At 65.0% G+C, this 18,360-nt stretch carries 14 protein-coding genes and 1 riboswitch; of the genes, 6 read left to right on the forward strand and 8 right to left on the reverse strand.

Features of this window, described 5'->3' with window-relative positions; all coding sequences use genetic code 11:
* Positions 1-43: 43 nt before the first annotated feature.
* The 3 genes from C167_RS0122370 to gcvA all read right to left on the reverse strand — a co-directional run bounded on the left by C167_RS0122370 (position 44) and on the right by gcvA (position 2,651).
* Positions 44-1,051, reverse strand: a complete 1,008-nt coding sequence (locus C167_RS0122370) for an ABC transporter substrate-binding protein (protein ID WP_017520541.1) — start codon at positions 1,049-1,051, stop codon at positions 44-46.
* Positions 1,052-1,230: 179 nt separating this feature from the next.
* The gene (locus C167_RS0122375) at positions 1,231-1,638 is read right to left on the reverse strand and encodes an acyl-CoA thioesterase (protein WP_015479269.1); all 408 of its coding nucleotides are present in this window, start codon (positions 1,636-1,638) and stop codon (positions 1,231-1,233) included.
* 104 nt (positions 1,639-1,742) lie between these two features.
* Positions 1,743-2,651 (reverse strand): transcriptional regulator GcvA, encoded by a 909-nt coding sequence (gene gcvA / locus C167_RS0122380; RefSeq protein ID WP_017520542.1) that lies wholly within the window; start codon positions 2,649-2,651, stop codon positions 1,743-1,745.
* Between the two features lie 229 nt (positions 2,652-2,880).
* On the opposite strand from gcvA, the gene C167_RS0122385 reads away from it, so the two are divergent.
* The 6 genes from C167_RS0122385 to C167_RS0122410 all read left to right on the forward strand — a co-directional run bounded on the left by C167_RS0122385 (position 2,881) and on the right by C167_RS0122410 (position 10,870).
* Positions 2,881-4,062: an acyl-CoA dehydrogenase gene (locus tag C167_RS0122385; RefSeq protein WP_017520543.1), complete on the forward strand. Its 1,182-nt coding sequence runs from the start codon at positions 2,881-2,883 to the stop codon at positions 4,060-4,062.
* A gap of 136 nt (positions 4,063-4,198) precedes the next feature.
* Positions 4,199-5,422, forward strand: coding sequence for a CaiB/BaiF CoA transferase family protein (locus C167_RS0122390; RefSeq protein WP_017520544.1), 1,224 nt, complete (start codon positions 4,199-4,201; stop codon positions 5,420-5,422).
* A 216-nt stretch (positions 5,423-5,638) separates the two neighbouring features.
* Positions 5,639-5,751: riboswitch (S-adenosyl-L-homocysteine riboswitch) on the forward strand.
* A 22-nt stretch (positions 5,752-5,773) separates the two neighbouring features.
* Complete coding sequence (ahcY, locus tag C167_RS0122395; protein WP_017520545.1) at positions 5,774-7,183, forward strand: adenosylhomocysteinase; 1,410 nt, start codon at positions 5,774-5,776, stop codon at positions 7,181-7,183.
* Between the two features lie 53 nt (positions 7,184-7,236).
* Positions 7,237-7,767: an HD domain-containing protein gene (locus tag C167_RS0122400; protein WP_017520546.1), complete on the forward strand. Its 531-nt coding sequence runs from the start codon at positions 7,237-7,239 to the stop codon at positions 7,765-7,767.
* Between the two features lie 54 nt (positions 7,768-7,821).
* Positions 7,822-8,670: a methylenetetrahydrofolate reductase [NAD(P)H] gene (metF, locus tag C167_RS0122405; protein ID WP_017520547.1), complete on the forward strand. Its 849-nt coding sequence runs from the start codon at positions 7,822-7,824 to the stop codon at positions 8,668-8,670.
* A 154-nt stretch (positions 8,671-8,824) separates the two neighbouring features.
* On the forward strand, positions 8,825-10,870 hold the full coding sequence (locus C167_RS0122410; RefSeq protein ID WP_017520548.1) for a DEAD/DEAH box helicase: 2,046 nt from the start codon (positions 8,825-8,827) through the stop codon (positions 10,868-10,870).
* Positions 10,871-11,255: 385 nt separating this feature from the next.
* On the opposite strand, the gene C167_RS0122415 is transcribed toward C167_RS0122410, so the two are convergent.
* From C167_RS0122415 to C167_RS0122435, 5 genes are all read right to left on the reverse strand, one after another.
* Positions 11,256-11,990: an amino acid ABC transporter ATP-binding protein gene (locus tag C167_RS0122415; protein WP_017520549.1), complete on the reverse strand. Its 735-nt coding sequence runs from the start codon at positions 11,988-11,990 to the stop codon at positions 11,256-11,258.
* On the reverse strand, positions 11,983-12,945 hold the full coding sequence (locus C167_RS0122420; protein ID WP_017520550.1) for an amino acid ABC transporter permease: 963 nt from the start codon (positions 12,943-12,945) through the stop codon (positions 11,983-11,985). The genes C167_RS0122415 and C167_RS0122420 overlap by 8 nt, the downstream gene beginning before the upstream one ends.
* Before the next feature lie 72 nt (positions 12,946-13,017).
* Positions 13,018-13,815 carry a transporter substrate-binding domain-containing protein gene (locus tag C167_RS0122425; protein WP_017520551.1) on the reverse strand — a complete coding sequence of 266 codons (798 nt, stop codon included), beginning with the start codon at positions 13,813-13,815 and terminating at the stop codon, positions 13,018-13,020.
* 223 nt (positions 13,816-14,038) lie between these two features.
* A complete protein-coding gene (gene mdoH / locus C167_RS0122430; RefSeq protein WP_017520552.1) occupies positions 14,039-16,612 on the reverse strand; it encodes a glucans biosynthesis glucosyltransferase MdoH in 2,574 nt (857 codons plus the stop codon).
* Positions 16,605-18,173, reverse strand: a complete 1,569-nt coding sequence (locus tag C167_RS0122435) for a glucan biosynthesis protein G (protein WP_017520553.1) — start codon at positions 18,171-18,173, stop codon at positions 16,605-16,607. The genes mdoH and C167_RS0122435 overlap by 8 nt, the downstream gene beginning before the upstream one ends.
* Positions 18,174-18,360 lie beyond the last annotated feature (187 nt).

Raw genomic sequence — 18,360 nt, forward strand, 5'->3', positions numbered from 1 at the left:
GGCCGGCGCGCGCCATGTTTCAGAAGATCAGGGCATCAGAGGATCAGAGTGCCTCGACGAAACGCGCGTCGATGGCCTGCGCCGGGCTGACCGGTTGTTGCAGGATGCCGGCTTCGCTGGCGGCCTTCTGGATGTGCTCGAAGGAGCCTTTCTGGAAGGCGCCCTTCAGCTCCGCCTGGTTTTCCTTCACCGAGTAGAAGTGCACGCCATCAAAGGCGCTGGCCAGCTCGGCCTCGTCGGCGCCCACGCCCTTGGCAATGGCGGCGCGGCCTTCGGCCTTCTGCTCGTTGAAGTGTTTCAGGCCGGCTTCCCAGCTCTTGATCAGCGCCAGCACCTGGCCGGGACGCTCCTTGAGCACCTCGTCGCGCACCACGAACACGTCGCTGATGATGCCTGGGTCATCCGAGCCCTTGTACAGCAGGTTGACCTTCGGGTTCTGCTGCTTGGCGGCGGACAGGTACGGCTCGTAGGTCACGGCGGCCGGCACTTGCCCTGCGATCAGGGCGCTGCCGGCGTTGGCGGCGGGCATCGGCACCGGCTGCACGTCGGCGATGGTCAGGCCGGCCTTGCGCAGGGCGCTGTGCAGGAGGATGTCGCTGGTGGTGCCTTCCTCGTAGGCTACCTGCTTGCCCTTGAGGTCGGTCAGGGTCTTGATCGACGGGTCGACTATCAGCGCGTCGGCACTGGTGCTCTGGTCCAGCAGCAGGACGATCTTCACCGGCAGGCCGGCGGCGACCATGGCCATGGCAGTGTGGGTGGCGAGGTTGCCGCCGTCGATCTGGCCGCTGGCCAGGGCGGCGTTCATGTCCTTGTCTTCGGTGAAATTGACCAGTTCGACCTGCTCCAGGCCGTTGGCCTTGAAGGCGCCGGCCTGTTCGGCGACATACCACTGGCCGTAGCCCAGCCAGGGCTGCATGCCCATCTTGAAGCTGCCGGCCTCGGGCTTGATGTCGGCCTTGATCGGTGCGGCGTGCGCGGCGCCGGCCAGCAGCAGGCTGGTACAGGCGGCCATGGCCAATTGGCGCAGCGTGGATGCGAAGGTGGTGTGCATGGTCTCTCCCCGGTCATTGTTCTGATGCAGTCAGCCTGCAAGATCGGCGGGGAGCAGCGTAGGCCCATGCCCGCCGTGGGCGGGCACAGGCTCACATTCAATCGACGCAAATGCAAAGGTTTTCACCGCCGTTCGGCGTGGCTCCGGGCACGCAGGCAATCACCCTCGCGCATCCGCGATCAGGGCTGCGGGATGGCGTCGTCCTTGAACTGGTCCTTGATGTACTTGATTTCGGTGCGACCGTGGGGCGCCGGCTGGCCGTCCGGGCCGATGTTGACGAAGACCATCTTGTCGACCGTGAGGATGCTCTTGCGGGTGATCTTGTTGCGCACTTCGCAGGTCAGGGTGATCGAGGTGCGACCGAACTCGGTGGCAGTGATGCCCAGCTCGATGATGTCGCCCTGGCGCGCGGAACTGACGAAGTTGATCTCCGAGATGAACTTGGTGACCACACGCTGGTTGCCCAGCTGCACGATGGCGTAGATCGCCGCTTCTTCGTCGATCCACTTCAGAAGGCTGCCGCCGAACAGGGTGCCATTCGGGTTGAGGTCTTCAGGCTTGACCCATTTGCGGGTATGGAAATTCATGGAAGCTCCTTCTTGGGAGGTTGCGCCTCGTGAGCGCGATGACGGGAAAAGCCCGCCGGCTATGCAAGTCTGGCCCGGACTGCCGCTGCCCAGCCTGCCCTGGCTCAGCCAAGGCCCGCTTCGGCGCGGTATCGCGCGGCTTCATCCACCAGCCAGTCGCGGAAGGCACCCAGGGTCGCCGACTCCACCTTGCGTTCGGGAATCATCAGGTAATAGGCATTTTCGCTCAAATAGGCATGTTGCATCGGCACGATCAGCCGGCCGTCGGCCAGCTCCTGCTGGATCAGCATCGGCGGGATCAGCGCCACCCCCATGCCATGCATGGCCGCCTGGGCGAGCATGGAGAACAGCTCGTAGCGGGTACCGCTCATGTCGTGCGCCACGCTCATGCCCAGCGAGCCGAACCACTGGCGCCAGGCGTAGGGCCGGGTGGTCTGCTGCATCAGCGGCAGCTCGGCGATCTGCGCGGCCGACAGTTCCCGGCGGTCACCCAGCAGCTCGGGGCTGCATACCGGCACCGGGTTCTCGTGCATGAGGAAGTTGGCCACCGTGCCGGACCACACCCCGTCGCCGAAATACAGCGCGGCGTCGAACTCGGTGTCGGCGAAGAGGAAGGGCCGGGTGCGGTTGGTCAGGTTGACCGTGACTTCCGGATGCAGGCGCTTGAAGTCCTTCAATCGCGGCAGCAGCCACTGGGTCGCGAAGGTCGGCACTACCGCCAGCTCCAGCGTACCGCCGCCCTGCTGGCCCATCACCGCCAGGGTGTCGCGCTCCACGGCGTCCAGGCGCTGGGCGACGCGGCGGCTGTAGTTGAGCCCCGCCTCGGTCAGTTTCACCCCCCGTCGCGAGCGACGAAACAGCTCGACGCCAAGGAACTCCTCCAGCGTGGCGATCTGCCGGCAGATCGCGCTCTGGGTCAGCGACAGCTCGTCGGCAGCCTTGGTGAAGCTCTCGTGACGGGCAGCGGATTCGAAGGCCACCAGCGCCGCGGTGGTCGGGATCTTGCGTCGCATCGAATGCCTCTTCGGAATATCGTGATGCGCAGAATTCGCCAGGAAAACCCTTTACACAGGCTATTCGAGCAAATAATCGCAGTCACCTGGCAGTTACGGAGTAACAAAATAGCACAACAGCGTGCGAATTAGTCGGTTGCCCCGCTTCCCGACGGCTGACTAGGATGGCCCACACCGAGCCCGCCTAGACTTGTGCGGGTCATTCACTGTCTGCGTTAGAGGTTTCTCCATGGCGACCAAAGCAAGCTTCAACTGGGAAGATCCGCTGCTGCTGGATCAGCAACTCACCGAAGAAGAGCGCATGGTGCGTGACAGCGCCCAGCAGTTCGCCCAGGACAAGCTGGCCCCGCGCGTGCTGGAAGCCTTCCGCCATGAGCAGACCGACCCGGCGATCTTCCGCGAGATGGGCGAAACCGGCCTGCTCGGCGCGACCATTCCCGAACAATACGGCGGCAGCGGCCTGAACTATGTGTGCTACGGCCTGATCGCCCGTGAAATCGAGCGCATCGACTCCGGCTACCGCTCGATGATGAGCGTGCAGTCCTCCCTGGTGATGGTGCCGATCAACGAATTCGGCAACGAAGCCACCAAGCAGAAATACCTGCCGAAACTCGCCAGCGGCGAATACATCGGCTGCTTCGGCCTGACCGAGCCGGACCACGGCTCCGACCCGGGCTCGATGATCACCCGCGCCAAGAAAGTCGACGGCGGCTACCGCCTGACCGGCGCCAAGATGTGGATCACCAACAGCCCGATCGCCGACGTCTTCGTGGTCTGGGCCAAGGACGACGAAGGCCAGATCCGCGGCTTCGTCCTCGAGAAAGGCTGGGAAGGCCTGTCCGCCCCGGCGATCCACGGCAAGGTCGGCCTGCGCGCCTCGATCACCGGCGAGATCGTGATGAACAACGTGTTCGTCCCCGAGGAAAACGCCTTCCCCGACGTGCGCGGCCTGCGCGGTCCATTCACCTGCCTGAACTCCGCCCGCTACGGCATCTCCTGGGGTGCCCTGGGCGCCGCCGAAGCCTGCTGGCACACCGCTCGCCAGTACACCCTGGACCGCAAGCAGTTCGGCCGCCCGCTGGCCGCCAACCAGCTGATCCAGAAGAAACTGGCCGACATGCAGACCGACATCACCCTCGCCCTGCAAGGCTGCCTGCGCCTGGGCCGGATGAAGGACGAAGGCACTGCCGCCGTCGAAATCACCTCGATCATGAAGCGCAACAGCTGCGGCAAGGCCCTGGACATCGCCCGCATGGCCCGCGACATGCTCGGCGGCAACGGCATCTCCGACGAGTTCGGCGTTGCTCGCCACTTGGTCAACCTGGAAGTGGTGAACACCTATGAAGGTACCCACGACGTCCACGCGCTGATCCTCGGCCGCGCACAGACCGGCATCCAGGCGTTCTTCTAAGCGCCCAGCGCCAGCCCGACGCTCATCAGGAGCCGGGTTGGCGACCGTTTTACCTCTCGCCCGAGAGGCCCCGGGGAGGACCGTGGCGTCCCCGCACTGCGCCCTCCCCGCCCCACTTCACGTTGCAGGTGATTGCATGTCCGGCGCCCTTTCGCACATCCGTGTCCTCGACCTCTCCCGCGTTCTCGCCGGCCCCTGGGCCGGGCAGATCCTCGCCGACCTCGGCGCGGAAGTGATCAAGATCGAGCGTCCCGGCAGCGGCGACGACACCCGCGCCTGGGGCCCGCCGTTCCTCAAGGACGCGGAGGGCCGCGACACCAGCGAAGCGGCGTATTACCTGTCGGCGAACCGCAACAAGAAATCCCTGACCATCGATTTCACCCAGCCCGAGGGCCAGCGCCTGGTGCGCGAGCTCGCCGCCAAGGCCGACATCGTGCTGGAGAACTTCAAGGTCGGCGGTCTGAAAGCCTACGGCCTGGATTACGAGTCGCTGAAAGCGCTCAACCCGAAGCTGATCTACTGCTCGATCACCGGCTTCGGCCAGTTCGGCCCCTACGCCAAGCGCGCCGGCTACGACTTCATGATCCAGGGCCTGGGCGGCCTGATGAGCCTGACCGGGCGCTCCGACGCCGAGGAAGGCGCCGGCCCGGTAAAAGTCGGCGTGGCGCTGACCGACATCCTCACCGGCCTGTACTCCTCCACCGCGATCCTGGCCGCCCTGGCCCACCGTGACGTCAGCGGCATCGGCCAGCACATCGATATGGCGCTGCTGGACGTGCAGGTCGCCTGCCTGGCCAACCAGACCCTGAACTACCTGACCACCGGCAAGCCCCCGCGTCGCCTGGGCAACGCGCACCCGAACATCGTGCCGTACCAGGACTTCCCCACCGCCGATGGCGACCTCATCCTTACCGTCGGCAACGACGGCCAGTTCCGCAAGTTCGCCGAACTGGCGGGCCACCCGGAATGGGCCACCGACGAGCGCTTCGCCACCAACCAGGCGCGCGTGGCGCACCGCGATGTGCTGATCCCGCTGATCCGCCAGGCCACCGTGATGCGCACCACCGCCGAATGGATCGCGGTGCTGGAACAGGCCAGCGTGCCCTGCGGCCCGATCAACGACCTGGCGCAGGTCTTCGCCGACCCGCAGGTGATCGCCCGCGGCCTGCGCGTGGACCTGCCGCACCCGCTGGCCGGCACAGTGCCGCAGGTGGCCAGCCCGATCCGCCTGTCCGAGACGCCGGTGGAGTACCGCAACGCTCCGCCGACCCTGGGCCAGCACACGCAGGAAATCCTCGAAGGCGTGCTGGGCCTGGACCAGGCCGCCATCGGCAAACTCCGCGATTCAGGCGTCATCTAAGCCTCCTGACAACCGGCACCCGCGCCCTGCGAGTGCCCAACGATCCCCGCGACGACGCCCGCGCCAGGGTTTTCACGGCCCCTGGCGCGGGCGCGACGGGGATCCCGGCCGCGATCCACTGCGCGAACGCGACCAAAAGTCTTTGGCTTGTCATGCGCCATGGCTATAATCCGCAGGCTTCACTAACGGCCGGCACAGCCCGGTCGTTCCCGCCACCCGTCCGAGGGGCGCTGCAGCAGGTCGATTCGCTTCGGCTTGTCAGGCTCGGATGGGGCGCGTCACGGTCGGCAACCGCCGATCGCCAAACGCATCAACGGCGCCCATTCGCAGACAACGAATGGAGAGTTACGCATGAGCGCTGTCATGACGCCTGCCGGTTTCACCGACTTCAAAGTCGCCGACATTTCCCTGGCCGCCTGGGGCCGCCGCGAGCTGATCATCGCCGAGTCCGAAATGCCGGCGCTGATGGGCCTGCGCCGCAAGTACGCCGCCAGCCAGCCGCTCAAGGGCGCGAAAATCCTCGGCTGCATCCACATGACCATCCAGACCGGCGTACTCATCGAGACGCTGACCGCGCTGGGCGCCGAAGTGCGCTGGTCCTCCTGCAACATCTTCTCCACCCAGGACCAGGCCGCCGCCGCCATCGCCGCCGCCGGCATCCCGGTGTTCGCCTGGAAAGGCGAGACCGAGCAGGAATACGAGTGGTGCATCGAGCAGACCATCCTCAAGGACGGCCAGCCGTGGGACGCCAACATGGTGCTGGACGACGGCGGTGACCTGACCGAAATCCTGCACAAGAAATACCCGCAGATGCTCGAGCGCATCCACGGCATCACCGAAGAGACCACCACCGGCGTGCACCGCCTGCTGGACATGCTCAAGGCCGGCACCCTGAAAGTCCCGGCGATCAACGTCAACGACGCTGTGACCAAGAGCAAGAACGACAACAAGTACGGCTGCCGTCACAGCCTGAACGACGCCATCAAGCGCGGCACCGACCACCTGCTGTCGGGCAAGCAGGCCCTGGTGATCGGCTACGGCGACGTGGGCAAGGGCTCCGCGCAGTCCCTGCGCCAGGAAGGCATGATCGTCAAGGTTTCCGAGATCGACCCGATCTGCGCCATGCAGGCCTGCATGGACGGTTTCGAGCTGGTCTCCCCGTACAAGAACGGCGTGAACGACGGCACCGAAGCCAGCGTCGACGCAGCACTGCTGGGCAAGATCGACCTGATCGTCACCACCACCGGCAACGTCAACGTCTGCGACGCCGGCATGCTGAAAGCGCTGAAGAAACGCGCCGTGGTGTGCAACATCGGTCACTTCGACAACGAGATCGACACCGCCTTCATGCGCAAGAACTGGGCATGGGAAGAGGTCAAGCCGCAGGTGCACAAGATCCACCGCACCGGCGCTGGCGACTTCGATCCGGCCAACGACGACTATCTGATCCTGCTGGCCGAAGGCCGTCTGGTGAACCTGGGCAATGCCACCGGCCACCCGAGCCGCATCATGGACGGCTCCTTCGCCAACCAGGTGCTGGCGCAGATCTTCCTGTTCGAGCAGAAGTACGCCGACCTCTCCGCGCAGAAGAAAGCCGAGCGCCTGACCGTCGAAGTACTGCCCAAGAAACTCGACGAAGAAGTGGCCCTGGAAATGGTCAAAGGCTTCGGTGGCGTCGTCACCCAGCTGACCCCGAAACAGGCCGAGTACATCGGCGTGACCGTGGAAGGCCCGTTCAAGCCGGACACCTACCGCTACTGATGTACCAGGGGGCAGACGAGCAATCGTCTGCCCTCTTTGCCATCTGGTGCCCCATGGATCTGCAGGACAGCTATAACGAAGCATGGCTCTTCGCCGCCAGCGCTCATGCGGGGCAGACCCTCACCGCCTCGACACTGCCCTATGCGGTCCATCTGGCGATGGTCGCCAACGAAGTGATGGCGGCCGACCGCGAAGCGCCCATCCAGCGCCTGGCGGAGACTGTCCAGATTGCCCTGCTGCACGACGTGCTCGAAGACACACCGGTGCCCTTCGACGAACTGCAAATGCGTTTTGGCGAGTTTGTCGCCGAAGGCGCCCAGCACCTGAGCAAGGTGGTGAATGGCGAGAAGCTGCCGTTCGACATCTACCTCGAAAGGCTGGCGACCGGCGCGCCGCAGTATGCGATCGTCAAGCTGTGCGACCGGACCACCAACCTGCTACCGCCACCCTCGACCTGGGCGCGGAGCAAGATCGCCGACTACCACGCGGAGTCGCAGCGCATCCTGGACGCCCTCGGCCATGCGCACGAGCCCAGCGCCGAGCGGCTACGCACGAAGATAGACAACTACCGCCGTTACTTCTGAAGTCGACGGCACATACCGGCAGCCACGCGATGACGGGGCGCCGAAGGAACGACCATGAGTCAGAAAGAACGCCGTTTCAGCTTCGAGTTCTTCCCCGCCAAGACCGAAGCCGGCCATGAAAAACTGCTGGCCACCGCGCGCCAGCTGGCTGCGAAAAAGCCCGACTTCTTCTCCTGCACCTACGGTGCCGGCGGCTCCACTCGCGACCGCACCCTGACCACCGTGCTGCAGCTGGACGGCGAAGTGCAGGTACCGACCGCACCGCACCTTTCCTGCGTCGGCGACACCAAGGGCGAACTGCGCGCCCTGCTGGCCCACTACAAGGATGCCGGCATCCGCCGTATCGTCGCCCTGCGCGGCGACCTGCCCTCGGGCATGGGCATGGCCAGCGGCGAGCTGCGCTACGCCAACGAACTGGTGGAATTCATCCGCACCGAAACCGGCGACCACTTCCACATCGAAGTTGCCGCCTATCCGGAAGTTCACCCGCAAGCGCGCAATTTCGAGGATGATCTGGCGAATTTCGTGCGCAAGGTCAAAGCCGGCGCCGACTCTGCCATCACACAATACTTCTTCAACGCTGACAGCTACTTCCATTTTGTCGAGCGTGCGGAGAAACTCGGTGTCAGCATTCCGGTCGTACCGGGTATCATGCCGATCACCAACTACACCAAACTGGCCCGCTTCTCCGACGCCTGTGGCGCGGAAATCCCTCGTTGGGTTCGCAAGCAGCTGGAAGCCTACGGCGACGACATCGCCAGCATCCAGGCCTTTGGTGAGCAGGTCATCACCGACATGTGCGAACGCCTCCTCGAGGGCGGCGCACCCGGTCTGCATTTCTACACCCTGAACCAGGCTGAACCCAGCCTGGCGCTCTGGAACAACCTCAAGCTCCCCCGCTGAGGATCATTGCTCCGGGCTTACCGTCCGCGATCCCGGCCAGCGCAACGCCGGAGTATCGTGGACGGGGTGCTTCCAGCCACCGGCTGAGCGCTCGCCCCGAGCCTGAAATCACGCGCCCTCGAGCCGGCAGGTCGCCGGCCTACAGGAACCCCGCATGTCCTTTTCTTCCCTCGGTCTCTCCGAGGCCCTGGCTGGCGCCGTTGAAGCCGCCGGCTACGCGCGCCCCACTCCCGTCCAGGAACGCGCCATCCCCGCCGTACTGCAAGGCCGCGACCTCATGGTCGCCGCCCAAACCGGCACCGGCAAGACCGGCGGCTTCGCCCTCCCGGTGCTCGAACGCCTGTTCCCCGAAGGCCACCCGGACCGCGAACACCGCCACGGCCCGCGCCAGGCCCGCGTCCTGGTACTGACGCCGACCCGCGAGCTGGCTGCCCAGGTCCACGACAGCTTCAAGATCTACGCCCGTGACCTGCCCCTGAAGAGCGCCTGCATCTTCGGCGGCGTCGGCATGAATCCGCAGGTCCAGGCCATGTCCAAGGGCGTCGACGTGCTGGTCGCCTGTCCCGGCCGCCTGCTCGACCTGATCGGCCAGGGCAGCGTCGACCTGTCCCACGTGGAAATCCTCGTCCTCGACGAAGCCGACCGCATGCTCGACATGGGCTTCATCCATGACGTGAAGAAGGTCCTCGCCAAGCTTCCGGCCAAGCGCCAGAACCTGCTGTTCTCGGCGACCTTCTCCAAAGACATCATCGACCTTACCAACAAGCTCCTGCACAACCCGGAGCGCATCGAGGTCACCCCGCCGAACACCACCGTGGAGCGCATCGAACAACGCGTGTTCCGCATTCCGTCGGTCCAGAAGCGCGCCCTGCTGGCGCACCTGGTGACCATGGGCGCCTGGGAGCAGGTACTGGTGTTCACCCGCACCAAGCACGGCGCCAACCGCCTCGCCGAATACCTGACCAAGCACGGTCTGCCGGCTGCCGCGATCCATGGCAACAAGAGCCAGAACGCGCGCACCAAGGCCCTGGCCGACTTCAAGGCCAACGACGTGCGCATCCTGGTCGCCACCGACATCGCCGCCCGCGGCCTGGACATCGACCAGTTGCCCCATGTGGTCAACTACGAACTGCCCAATGTCGAGGAAGACTACGTCCACCGCATCGGCCGTACCGGCCGCGCCGGTCGAACCGGTGAAGCCATCTCGCTGGTGGCGCCTGACGAGGAGAAGCTGCTCAAGGCCATCGAGCGCCTGACCAAGCAGCGCATCCCCGATGGCGACATGCAGGGCTTCGACCCCGACGCCGTGCTGCCGGAAGTCCAGCAGCCCGAGCCGAAGGAAGCCCCCCAGCGCCAGCCGCGCAAGGACAAGGCCAAGCGTGGCGAGCGCAAGGACCGCAACAAGGACAGGCCGCAACAGCCGCAGGCAGAGGAGCAGCACAGCGCCGCTCCCAATGCCGAAGGCGAAACCGCCGACGGCGACAAGCCGGCCGGCAAGCGCCGCCGTCGCGGCGGTCGCGGCAAGAAGAAGGGCGACGGCCAGGGCGGCGACGCTCAGCCGAACGCCAACGCTCAGGCTCGTGAGCCGCGCGAACCCCGTCCTCCGCGCCAGCACCGCCAGCAGAAGGAACAGCAGGGCCAGGCCAAACCGGCTCGCGCACCGAAGGTCGATGGCAACCGCGATCCGGAGGAGTTCCTCGACGATGACTTCGACAACTTCGGCAATCGCGCCGACTACGTCAGCCCGTTCCCGGACAAGGACCAGCAACGAGGCCAGCGCCGTCGTGGCGGTCAGGGGCAAGGGCAAGGCCAGAACCCGGGGCAGGGCCAGCAACGCGCCCGCGGCCAGGGGGGCCAGGGCGGAAGCGGTCAAGGCCGTAGCCAGGGTCAAGGCCAGGGCCGTGCTGCCAAGAAGCCTAACGGTGGTAGTCGCCCCCAGGGCCAAGGCCAGGGCGGCAACGCTCATGGCAAGGCCGGCCAGCGCAAGCGCGGCGGCAGGGCTCCGGCTTCGCGCATGAACGACGCCCCGCTGCGCGAGCCGAGCGAGTACGGCGCCGCCAAGCCGACCCGTCAGCCAGTGGTGATCAACAAGCGCGACCTGGTCCGCACCGACCGCTTCCCGACGCCGGAGCAGCTGGAAGAGCTGGAGCCGCGCCGCAAGACCGAGCGCCCCGCGCTGCTGACCCGCAACCGCGAGTGACGCTGTAGAAGAAACCGCCCTCCGGGGCGGTTTCTCTTTGCCTGCGATTTGCCCCGATGCATCTGCCGAGCGCAGGAACGGACCCTGTCCGCGAGGGCTTCCGGCGCGATGCAGAGCTATCGCGGACAGAGTCCGCTCCCACAAGAGCCCCTCCCTCTCCCCAGCCCTCTCCCGCAAGCGGGAGAGGGGACCGTTCGGAGCAGGATGAAACCACGCCATCAGCCGGCACGGACGGCTCCCTCTCCGTTCAGCGAGAGGGTTGGGGAGAGGGAAAAACGTAGGCACAGAATTTCAGAAGAAGACAGTTGCTCCTACCCGAGCCGGTTGCTCGTCGGCGCGCACAAAAAAGCCGCCCGAGGGCGGCTTTTTCACAGCGGCGAAACCTTCACAGCACCTGCCGCAGGAAGCTCTGCGCACGTGCATCCTTGGGCTGGGCGAAGAACTCCGCGGGGGCGGCGTCTTCCAGCAGCTTGCCGTGATCGAAGAACAGCACGCGGTCGGCCACTTCACGGGCGAAGCCCATCTCGTGGGTCACACAGACCATGGTCATGCCTTCCACGGCCAGGGTCTTCATCACGTCCAGCACCTCGCCGACCATCTCCGGGTCGAGGGCCGAGGTGGGTTCGTCGAACAGCATCACCTTCGGCTCCATGCACAGCGCACGGGCAATCGCCACACGCTGCTGCTGGCCACCGGAAAGGCGTGACGGGTACTCGTTGGCCTTCTGGCCGATGCCGACCTTCTCCAGCAGCGCCTTCGCCTTGGCCTCACGCTCGACCTTGCCGCGTTTGCGCACGACTTTCTGCGCCAGGCACAGGTTCTCCAGCACAGTCATGTGCGGGAACAGGTTGAAGTGCTGGAACACCATGCCGACCTCGCGGCGGTAGGCGTTGATGTCGGTCTTCGGGTTGGCGAGGTCGACCCCATCGATGCTCACCGAACCGGAGTCGAACGCCTCCAGGCCGTTAAGGCAGCGCAGGAAGGTGGATTTGCCCGAGCCGGACGGCCCGATCACCACTACCACTTCGCCCTTGGCCACGCCGGTGGTGACGTCGTCCACCGCGCGCACGACCTGCCCGCGGGTATCGAAGACCTTGGTCAGATTACGCACTTCAATCACTTTGGCCGAGCCTCCGCTCCAGGCGCCCCGCCAGATGCGACAGCGGCAGGTTGATCACGAGATAGAGGGCAGCGACGCAGAACCAGATCTCGAAGGTGGAGAACGAGGTGGTGATCGCCTCACGGCCGCTCTTGGTCAGTTCGGTGATGGCGATCACCGAGACCAGGGAAGTGTCCTTGACCAGGCTGATGAACTGTCCGGCCAACGGCGGCAGCACGCGCTTGAAGGCCTGCGGCAGGATTACGTGACGCATCGACTGCGCGGCGTTCAGGCCCAGGGAGCGCGCGGCTTCGTCCTGACCGCGGGCGATGGACTGCACGCCGGCACGAACGATCTCGGCCACGTAGGCGCCGGTGAACAGCGCCAGCGCCGCTACCCCGGCGAACTCGCGGGACAGGTTCAGCACGGTGCCGATGAAGAAGTAGAAGATGAAGATCTGCACCAGCAGCGGCGTGCCGCGTACCAGCTCGACGTAGAGGGTCGAAAGGTCATGCAGGGTCGGGTTCTTCGACAGGCGGCAGAGACCGGTGAACAGGCCGATGACCAGGCCGAACGCGCCGGAAACGAAGGAGATCCACAGCGTGGTCCACAGGCCCCAGGCCAGCGGACCGGCGGCCCAGTGACGGGTCGCGCCGACCACATCGCCCTCGGCGACGTCGTCATTCTCCGAGAACTGCAGGCTGTCGGCGGCCACGGTCAGCACCTGCCGCTTGCCGTCTTCATCCACCAGGGTGACGCGGGCGTTGCCGCCCTGATCCTCGATCTTCTCGACCCGCGAGATGCCATCGGCACGCTGCGGATCTTCCGCCTGGTAGGCGAAGTACTGCGGGACGCGGTTCCAGCGCCACTCATAGGAGATCAGCGAAGTGGAGTACCAGATGGCGAGGCCGATCAACAGCAGGATCAGCCCGGTCAGCCCGTGCCAGGGCCAGGTTGCGCGTTTCGTTCTAGCCACGAATCTCTACCGTGAAAATGCGAACGCGCAGGCCGGGGCCTGCGCGTCGGGTTGAGCTGAGTCAGACGCGGATTATTCCATGTCCTTGAGCCAGTCGGTGTTCTTGAACCACTTGTCGTGAATGCGATCGTAGGTGCCGTCTTCACGAATCTGCTCGAGGAAGTTGTTGATGAAGTTGATCGAGTCGTAGTCGCCTTTCTTCAGGCCAAAGGCCAGCGGCTCGTAGGTGAACGGCTGATCCAGGTGAACCAGCTTGCCGGCGCCGAACTTGCTCACGCCAACGACGTTGTAGGGCGAGTCGTAGATGAAGGCGTCGGCCTTGCCGTTGACCACGTCCATGACCGCTTCGGGCTCGTTGTCGAAGCCGTGGTACTGAGCCTTGGACAGCTGCTTCTTGGCGACGAACTCGCCGGTGGTGCCGATCTTGGAGGTGATGCGGTATTTGGCGTCGTTCAGATCCTTGTAGGACTTGATCTCGCCTTGCAGTTCCTTGCGGATCAGCAGGGTCTGGCCGACCACGATGAAGGGATCGGTGAAGTTCAGGCGCAGGTTGCGCTCCTGGGTCAGGGTCATGCCCGAGCCGATCATGTCGAACTTGTCGGTAAGCAGGGCCGGGATGATGCCGTCATAGGCGGTGGAGACCAGCTCCAGCTTGACGTTCATGGATTTGGCCATGGCCTTGAGCAGGTCCACTTCGAAACCGACGATCTGACCGCGCTTGTTGGTCATCTCGAACGGCATGTAGGTCGGATCCATGCCCACGCGCAGGGTGCCGCGCTTGGCCGCTTCATCGATGGCGCCGGCCTGAGCCGCGCTCACGCTGACCAGGGCGCAGACGCCCATCACCAGCGATGCCAGGTACTTTTTCATCCCCATACTCCCAAGCAAGTGAAAGAACTTGTTGTTTTTTCCAGCGATCGAACCGTGTACGCACGGCAGGCCGGGCGTTCAAGGGGTGCGAAGCGTACCCCATGCGACGGATATCTCAATCTTTTCTGGATAGCTGGCGCAGGGTACCAGCAGCGGTGCGCGGGGAAAACAGGCTGAACCGCCACGCCGCCCGCACCCGCGATGGGATGAGGGCGGCGCAGGATCAGGATTGCGCCGCGGGAAGCGCCATGGCGCCCTGCTCCGCAACCGGCGCCAAGGGCACAGCCGGGGCATGGGCATCGGCTTTCAGCGATTGCCGCCAGGGGCCGATCCACTGCTCCTTGTCGCCCTGCCACACTGCCAGGTGCAGGCGCGACAGCGCCACCGGGTCGCTCAGCAGCGCCAGGCGGCGGTTGCCGTCGAGCTGCTCGGGACCGGCTTCCAGCGCCTTCTCGACCAGCGCGGCGCGGGTCGCTTCGATGGGGGCGGAATGGCCGTGACGGGCAGTGCCCATGGCACAAGCCAGGGCGTTCAGGACCGGGTCGACGGCGGAACGGACAAAGCCGTCCTTCAGCGCCTGCCAGCGGTTCTGGTAGGTGTACTCGTCGGTGGCACGCAGCTCGCGCGGAGTGTCGTATTCCTCGGGGATGAGGAACAGCCTTTCATCGCGCGAAGCCAGGCCCAGCTTGACCCGGCTGCTGATCACCGAGACCGGGATCGACAGCATCAGGGCGCCCACGATGGGCGACAGCCACCACAGGAAACGCGGGTTCAGCCACGCCACCAGCAGCGCCCAGCACAGGCCCAGCAGGGTCTGCAGGCCGTGTCGGCGGATCGCCTCGCTCCACGGGGTGTCGTCGTCGTCCCGTTGCGGCGACTTCCACTGCGCTTCCCAGCCGAGGAACGCAGCCAGCACGAAGCGGGTATGGAAGAGCATGCGCACCGGGGCGAGGAGTACCGAGAAGAGCATTTCCAGCAGCATGCTCAAGGTCACCTTGACCACGCCACCATAGCCCTTGGCGCCCTTGGCCCAGATCAGCATGACGCTGAGCAGCTTGGGCAGGAACAGCAGGGTCAGGGTGGTGGAGAACAGCGCGATGGCCTTTTCCGGGTGCCACTGCGGCCAGATCGGGAACAGCTGGCGCGGCTCGAGGAAATATTGCGGCTCCATCAACTGATGCACCGCCAGCAGCGCGGTGGACAGCACCAGGAAGAAGAACCACAGCGGCGCCGACAGGTAGGACATCACGCCGGTGAGGAACACCGCACGGTGCACCGGGTGCATGCCCTTGACCAGGAACAGGCGGAAGTTCATCAGGTTGCCGTGGCACCAGCGGCGGTCGCGCTTGAGCTCGTCCAGCAGGTTGGGCGGCAACTCCTCGTAGCTGCCTTCCAGGTCGTAGGCAATCCACACGCCCCAGCCTGCGCGGCGCATCAGCGCGGCTTCGACGAAGTCGTGGGAGAGAATGGCACCGGCGAAGGAACCCTTGCCCGGCAGCGGCGCCAGCGCGCAGTGCTCGATGAAGGGTTTCACCCGGATGATCGCGTTGTGGCCCCAGTAGTGGGATTCGCCCAACTGCCAGAAGTGCAGGCCGGCGGTGAACAGCGGGCCGTAGACGCGGGTGGCGAACTGCTGCATGCGCGCATAGAGGGTGTCCATGCCCGACGCCTTGGGCGCGGTCTGGATGATGCCGGCCTCGGGGTTGGCCTCCATCAGGCGCACCAGCTTGGTCAGGCAGTCACCGCTCATCACGCTGTCGGCGTCCATCACGACCATGTACTTGTACTGGCCGCCCCAGCGACGGCAGAAGTCGTCGATGTTGCCGCTCTTGCGCTTCACCCGGCGCCGGCGGCGACGGTAGAAGATGCGGCCGAAGCCCAGGGCTTCCTTGCACAGCTCGATCCAGGCCTTTTCTTCGGCCATGGCGATGTCGGGCTGGTTGGTGTCGCTGAGCACGAAGAAATCGAAGCGATCCAGCTCACCGCTGGCCGCTACCGATTCGTAGGTCGCCCGCAGGCCGGCGAAGACGCGCGGGACGTCCTCGTTGCAGATCGGCATGACGATGGCGGTGCGCGCATCGGCGGCAATCGGCTCGCTGCCCGCGCTGCTGCCGGAAATACGGTAGCGGTCGCGGCCGGTGAGCAGCTCCCAGAAGCCCATCAGGGCAGTCCAGAAGCCGGCCGAAACCCAGCAGAAGAGGATGGCGAAGAGCGCCAGCACGCCGAACTGGATAGCGTAGGGCAGCACCTGTTCCAGGGTCTGCAGCCAAGTCTGGCGGTTGATCTCTTCGAGGTCGACGAAGGCCCAGCCCTGATAGGGCAGGATGCCTTTCATGTAATAGGTGGCGACGCTGGTCTGGCCGAGCATGAGCAGGACCAGGATGAACCGGCGCAGCGAGCCAACCCGCTGCCAACGTGCCTTGGGCAGGTCACGGACAGGTTTGGCAGGGTTGCTGCGGCCGGTCAGCCGGCGCCAGCCGCGCATGAGCGGATTGGTGCGCCAGGGCTCGGGAATCACCTTGGTGCGCTGGATCGGCGGCGCGGCCTTGAGGTAGGTGCGACCGTTGTCGTCCATGCCCAGCATCTGGGCATCGTCCAGGTCCTGGCCGTAGCCGTGGCGCAGACGCGCACCGACCGAAGCCAGCGCAGCGTCTTCGCCTTGTACATCGCCAGCGAGCTGCTCATGCAGCTCGCTGATGGAACCGGCCTGGGCCAGCCGCTCACGCTCCTGCGCCGAAAGGGGCAGGTGCGCGAGGTAGTCGGCCACCGGCGCGGTGGTAGCGGTGGAATTATTCATCGGCAGGCAGCTGGTAGCTCCAGGTTTCGGAAATGGTCTGGCCACCGTTCACCAGGGCAGCACGCATTTCCGTCGGCTTCTTCGGATCCTTGACCTTGATCCGCAGGGTCAGACGCCAGCCCTGAGTCACTGCGTTGTAGCGCAGGCTGTTTTCCTTCACTTCGGCGTTGTCGTCGGTGCTCACCTGGGTGGTCACCGGGGCATCACCTGCCAGCGCCTTCAGGGTCGGGCCAACGAAATCGACGACCAGAGCGACGCTGCCGTCAGGTTGGCGGATCAGGTTCTTCTGCTTCACGTCACCGACCGAGCGCAGGGTCTGCATGACCCAGGCGCTCTTCGGATCGTGCAGGGCCTGCTCGTCCTTGGTCCAGCGCATGCGGTAGGCGAAGTCCAGCGGCTCACCGGCTTCCGGGCGCTTCTCCGGGTTCCAGAAGGCCACGATGTTGTCGTTGGTCTCGTCGGGAGTCGGGATTTCCACCAGTTCGATGGTGCCCTTGCCCCAATCGCCCTGCGGCTCGACCCAGGCGGACGGACGCAGGTCGTAACGGTCGTCGAGATCTTCGTAGCGCGAGAACTCACGGCCGCGCTGCAGCAGGCCGAAACCTTTCGGGTTTTCGACGCTGTAGGCGCTGACGGACAGGTGTTTGGGGTTGTTCAGCGGGCGCCAGATCCACTCGTCGTTGCCAGCATGGATCTGCAGGCCGGTGGAGTCATGCAGTTCCGGACGGAAGTTGTGCTCCGCCGAAGGCTGGTTGGAGCCGAACAGGAACATGCTGGTCAGCGGTGCCAGGCCCAGCTTGCTGACCTTGTCGCGCAGGAACACGCGGGCCTTCACATCGACCACGGTGTCGTTGCCCGGACGGATGGTGAAGCGATACGCGCCGGTCGCACGGGGCGAATCCAGCAGCGCGAAGATCACTAGGTGCTTGTCCTTGGCCTTGGGCTTCTCGATCCAGAACTCGCGGAAGCGCGGGAATTCCTCACCCGACGGCAGCGCGGTGTCCAGCGCCAGGCCGCGGGCGGACAGGCCCCACCACTGGTCCTTGCCGATGATGCGGAAGTAGCTCGCGCCCAGGAAGGTGGCGATCTCGTCCTGCTTGTCCGGGGAATTGATCGGATACAGCAGGCGGAAGCCGGCGTAGCCCAGATCCTTGGTGGCATTGGCGTCGAACTTCAGGGTACCGAAGTCGAAACGGGAGGGATCGTACTTGATCTCCTTCACATCGGTCGCCGTGACCTCGTTGATCTTCACCGGTGTGTCGAAGTGCATGCCCTGGTGATAGAAGCTGATCTTGAAGGGGGTCTTCTCGTCGGCCCAATAGGCCTTCTCGTTACGGAAACGAATCTGCTGGTAATCGGCGAACTTCATTTCGCTGAATTCCGATGGCAGATTGCTCGTCGGTGCGCTGTACTTCTCTGCAGCCAGCGCCTTGGCCTTTTCGCCAACGTCGTCGAGATTGAAGGCCCAGGCGTGGGTAGCGCTCAACGCCAACAGGGCGGAGCCGACCAGTCCGCGAAGGATTTGGCGCGAAAGCGGTTGTTGAACGGAACGGAAAATCACGAGTCCCCCTCGTCCGTGAACACAAAACGATTAAAGCCAGCAAAGGCGATGCCAATCTGCTGGCGATTGAATTCCGACCCCGTTGAGCCTGAATGATTCCCCGCTTTTTTCCACGGGTACTTCGAGCTCCCGGAGGCGCATTGTTCTAAGTACATAAGCCCTAACCATCATCCCACGGCGATATGAC

Source organism: Pseudomonas nitroreducens TX1 (assembly GCF_000313755.1).
Taxonomy (GTDB): Bacteria; Pseudomonadota; Gammaproteobacteria; order Pseudomonadales; family Pseudomonadaceae; genus Pseudomonas; species Pseudomonas nitroreducens_A.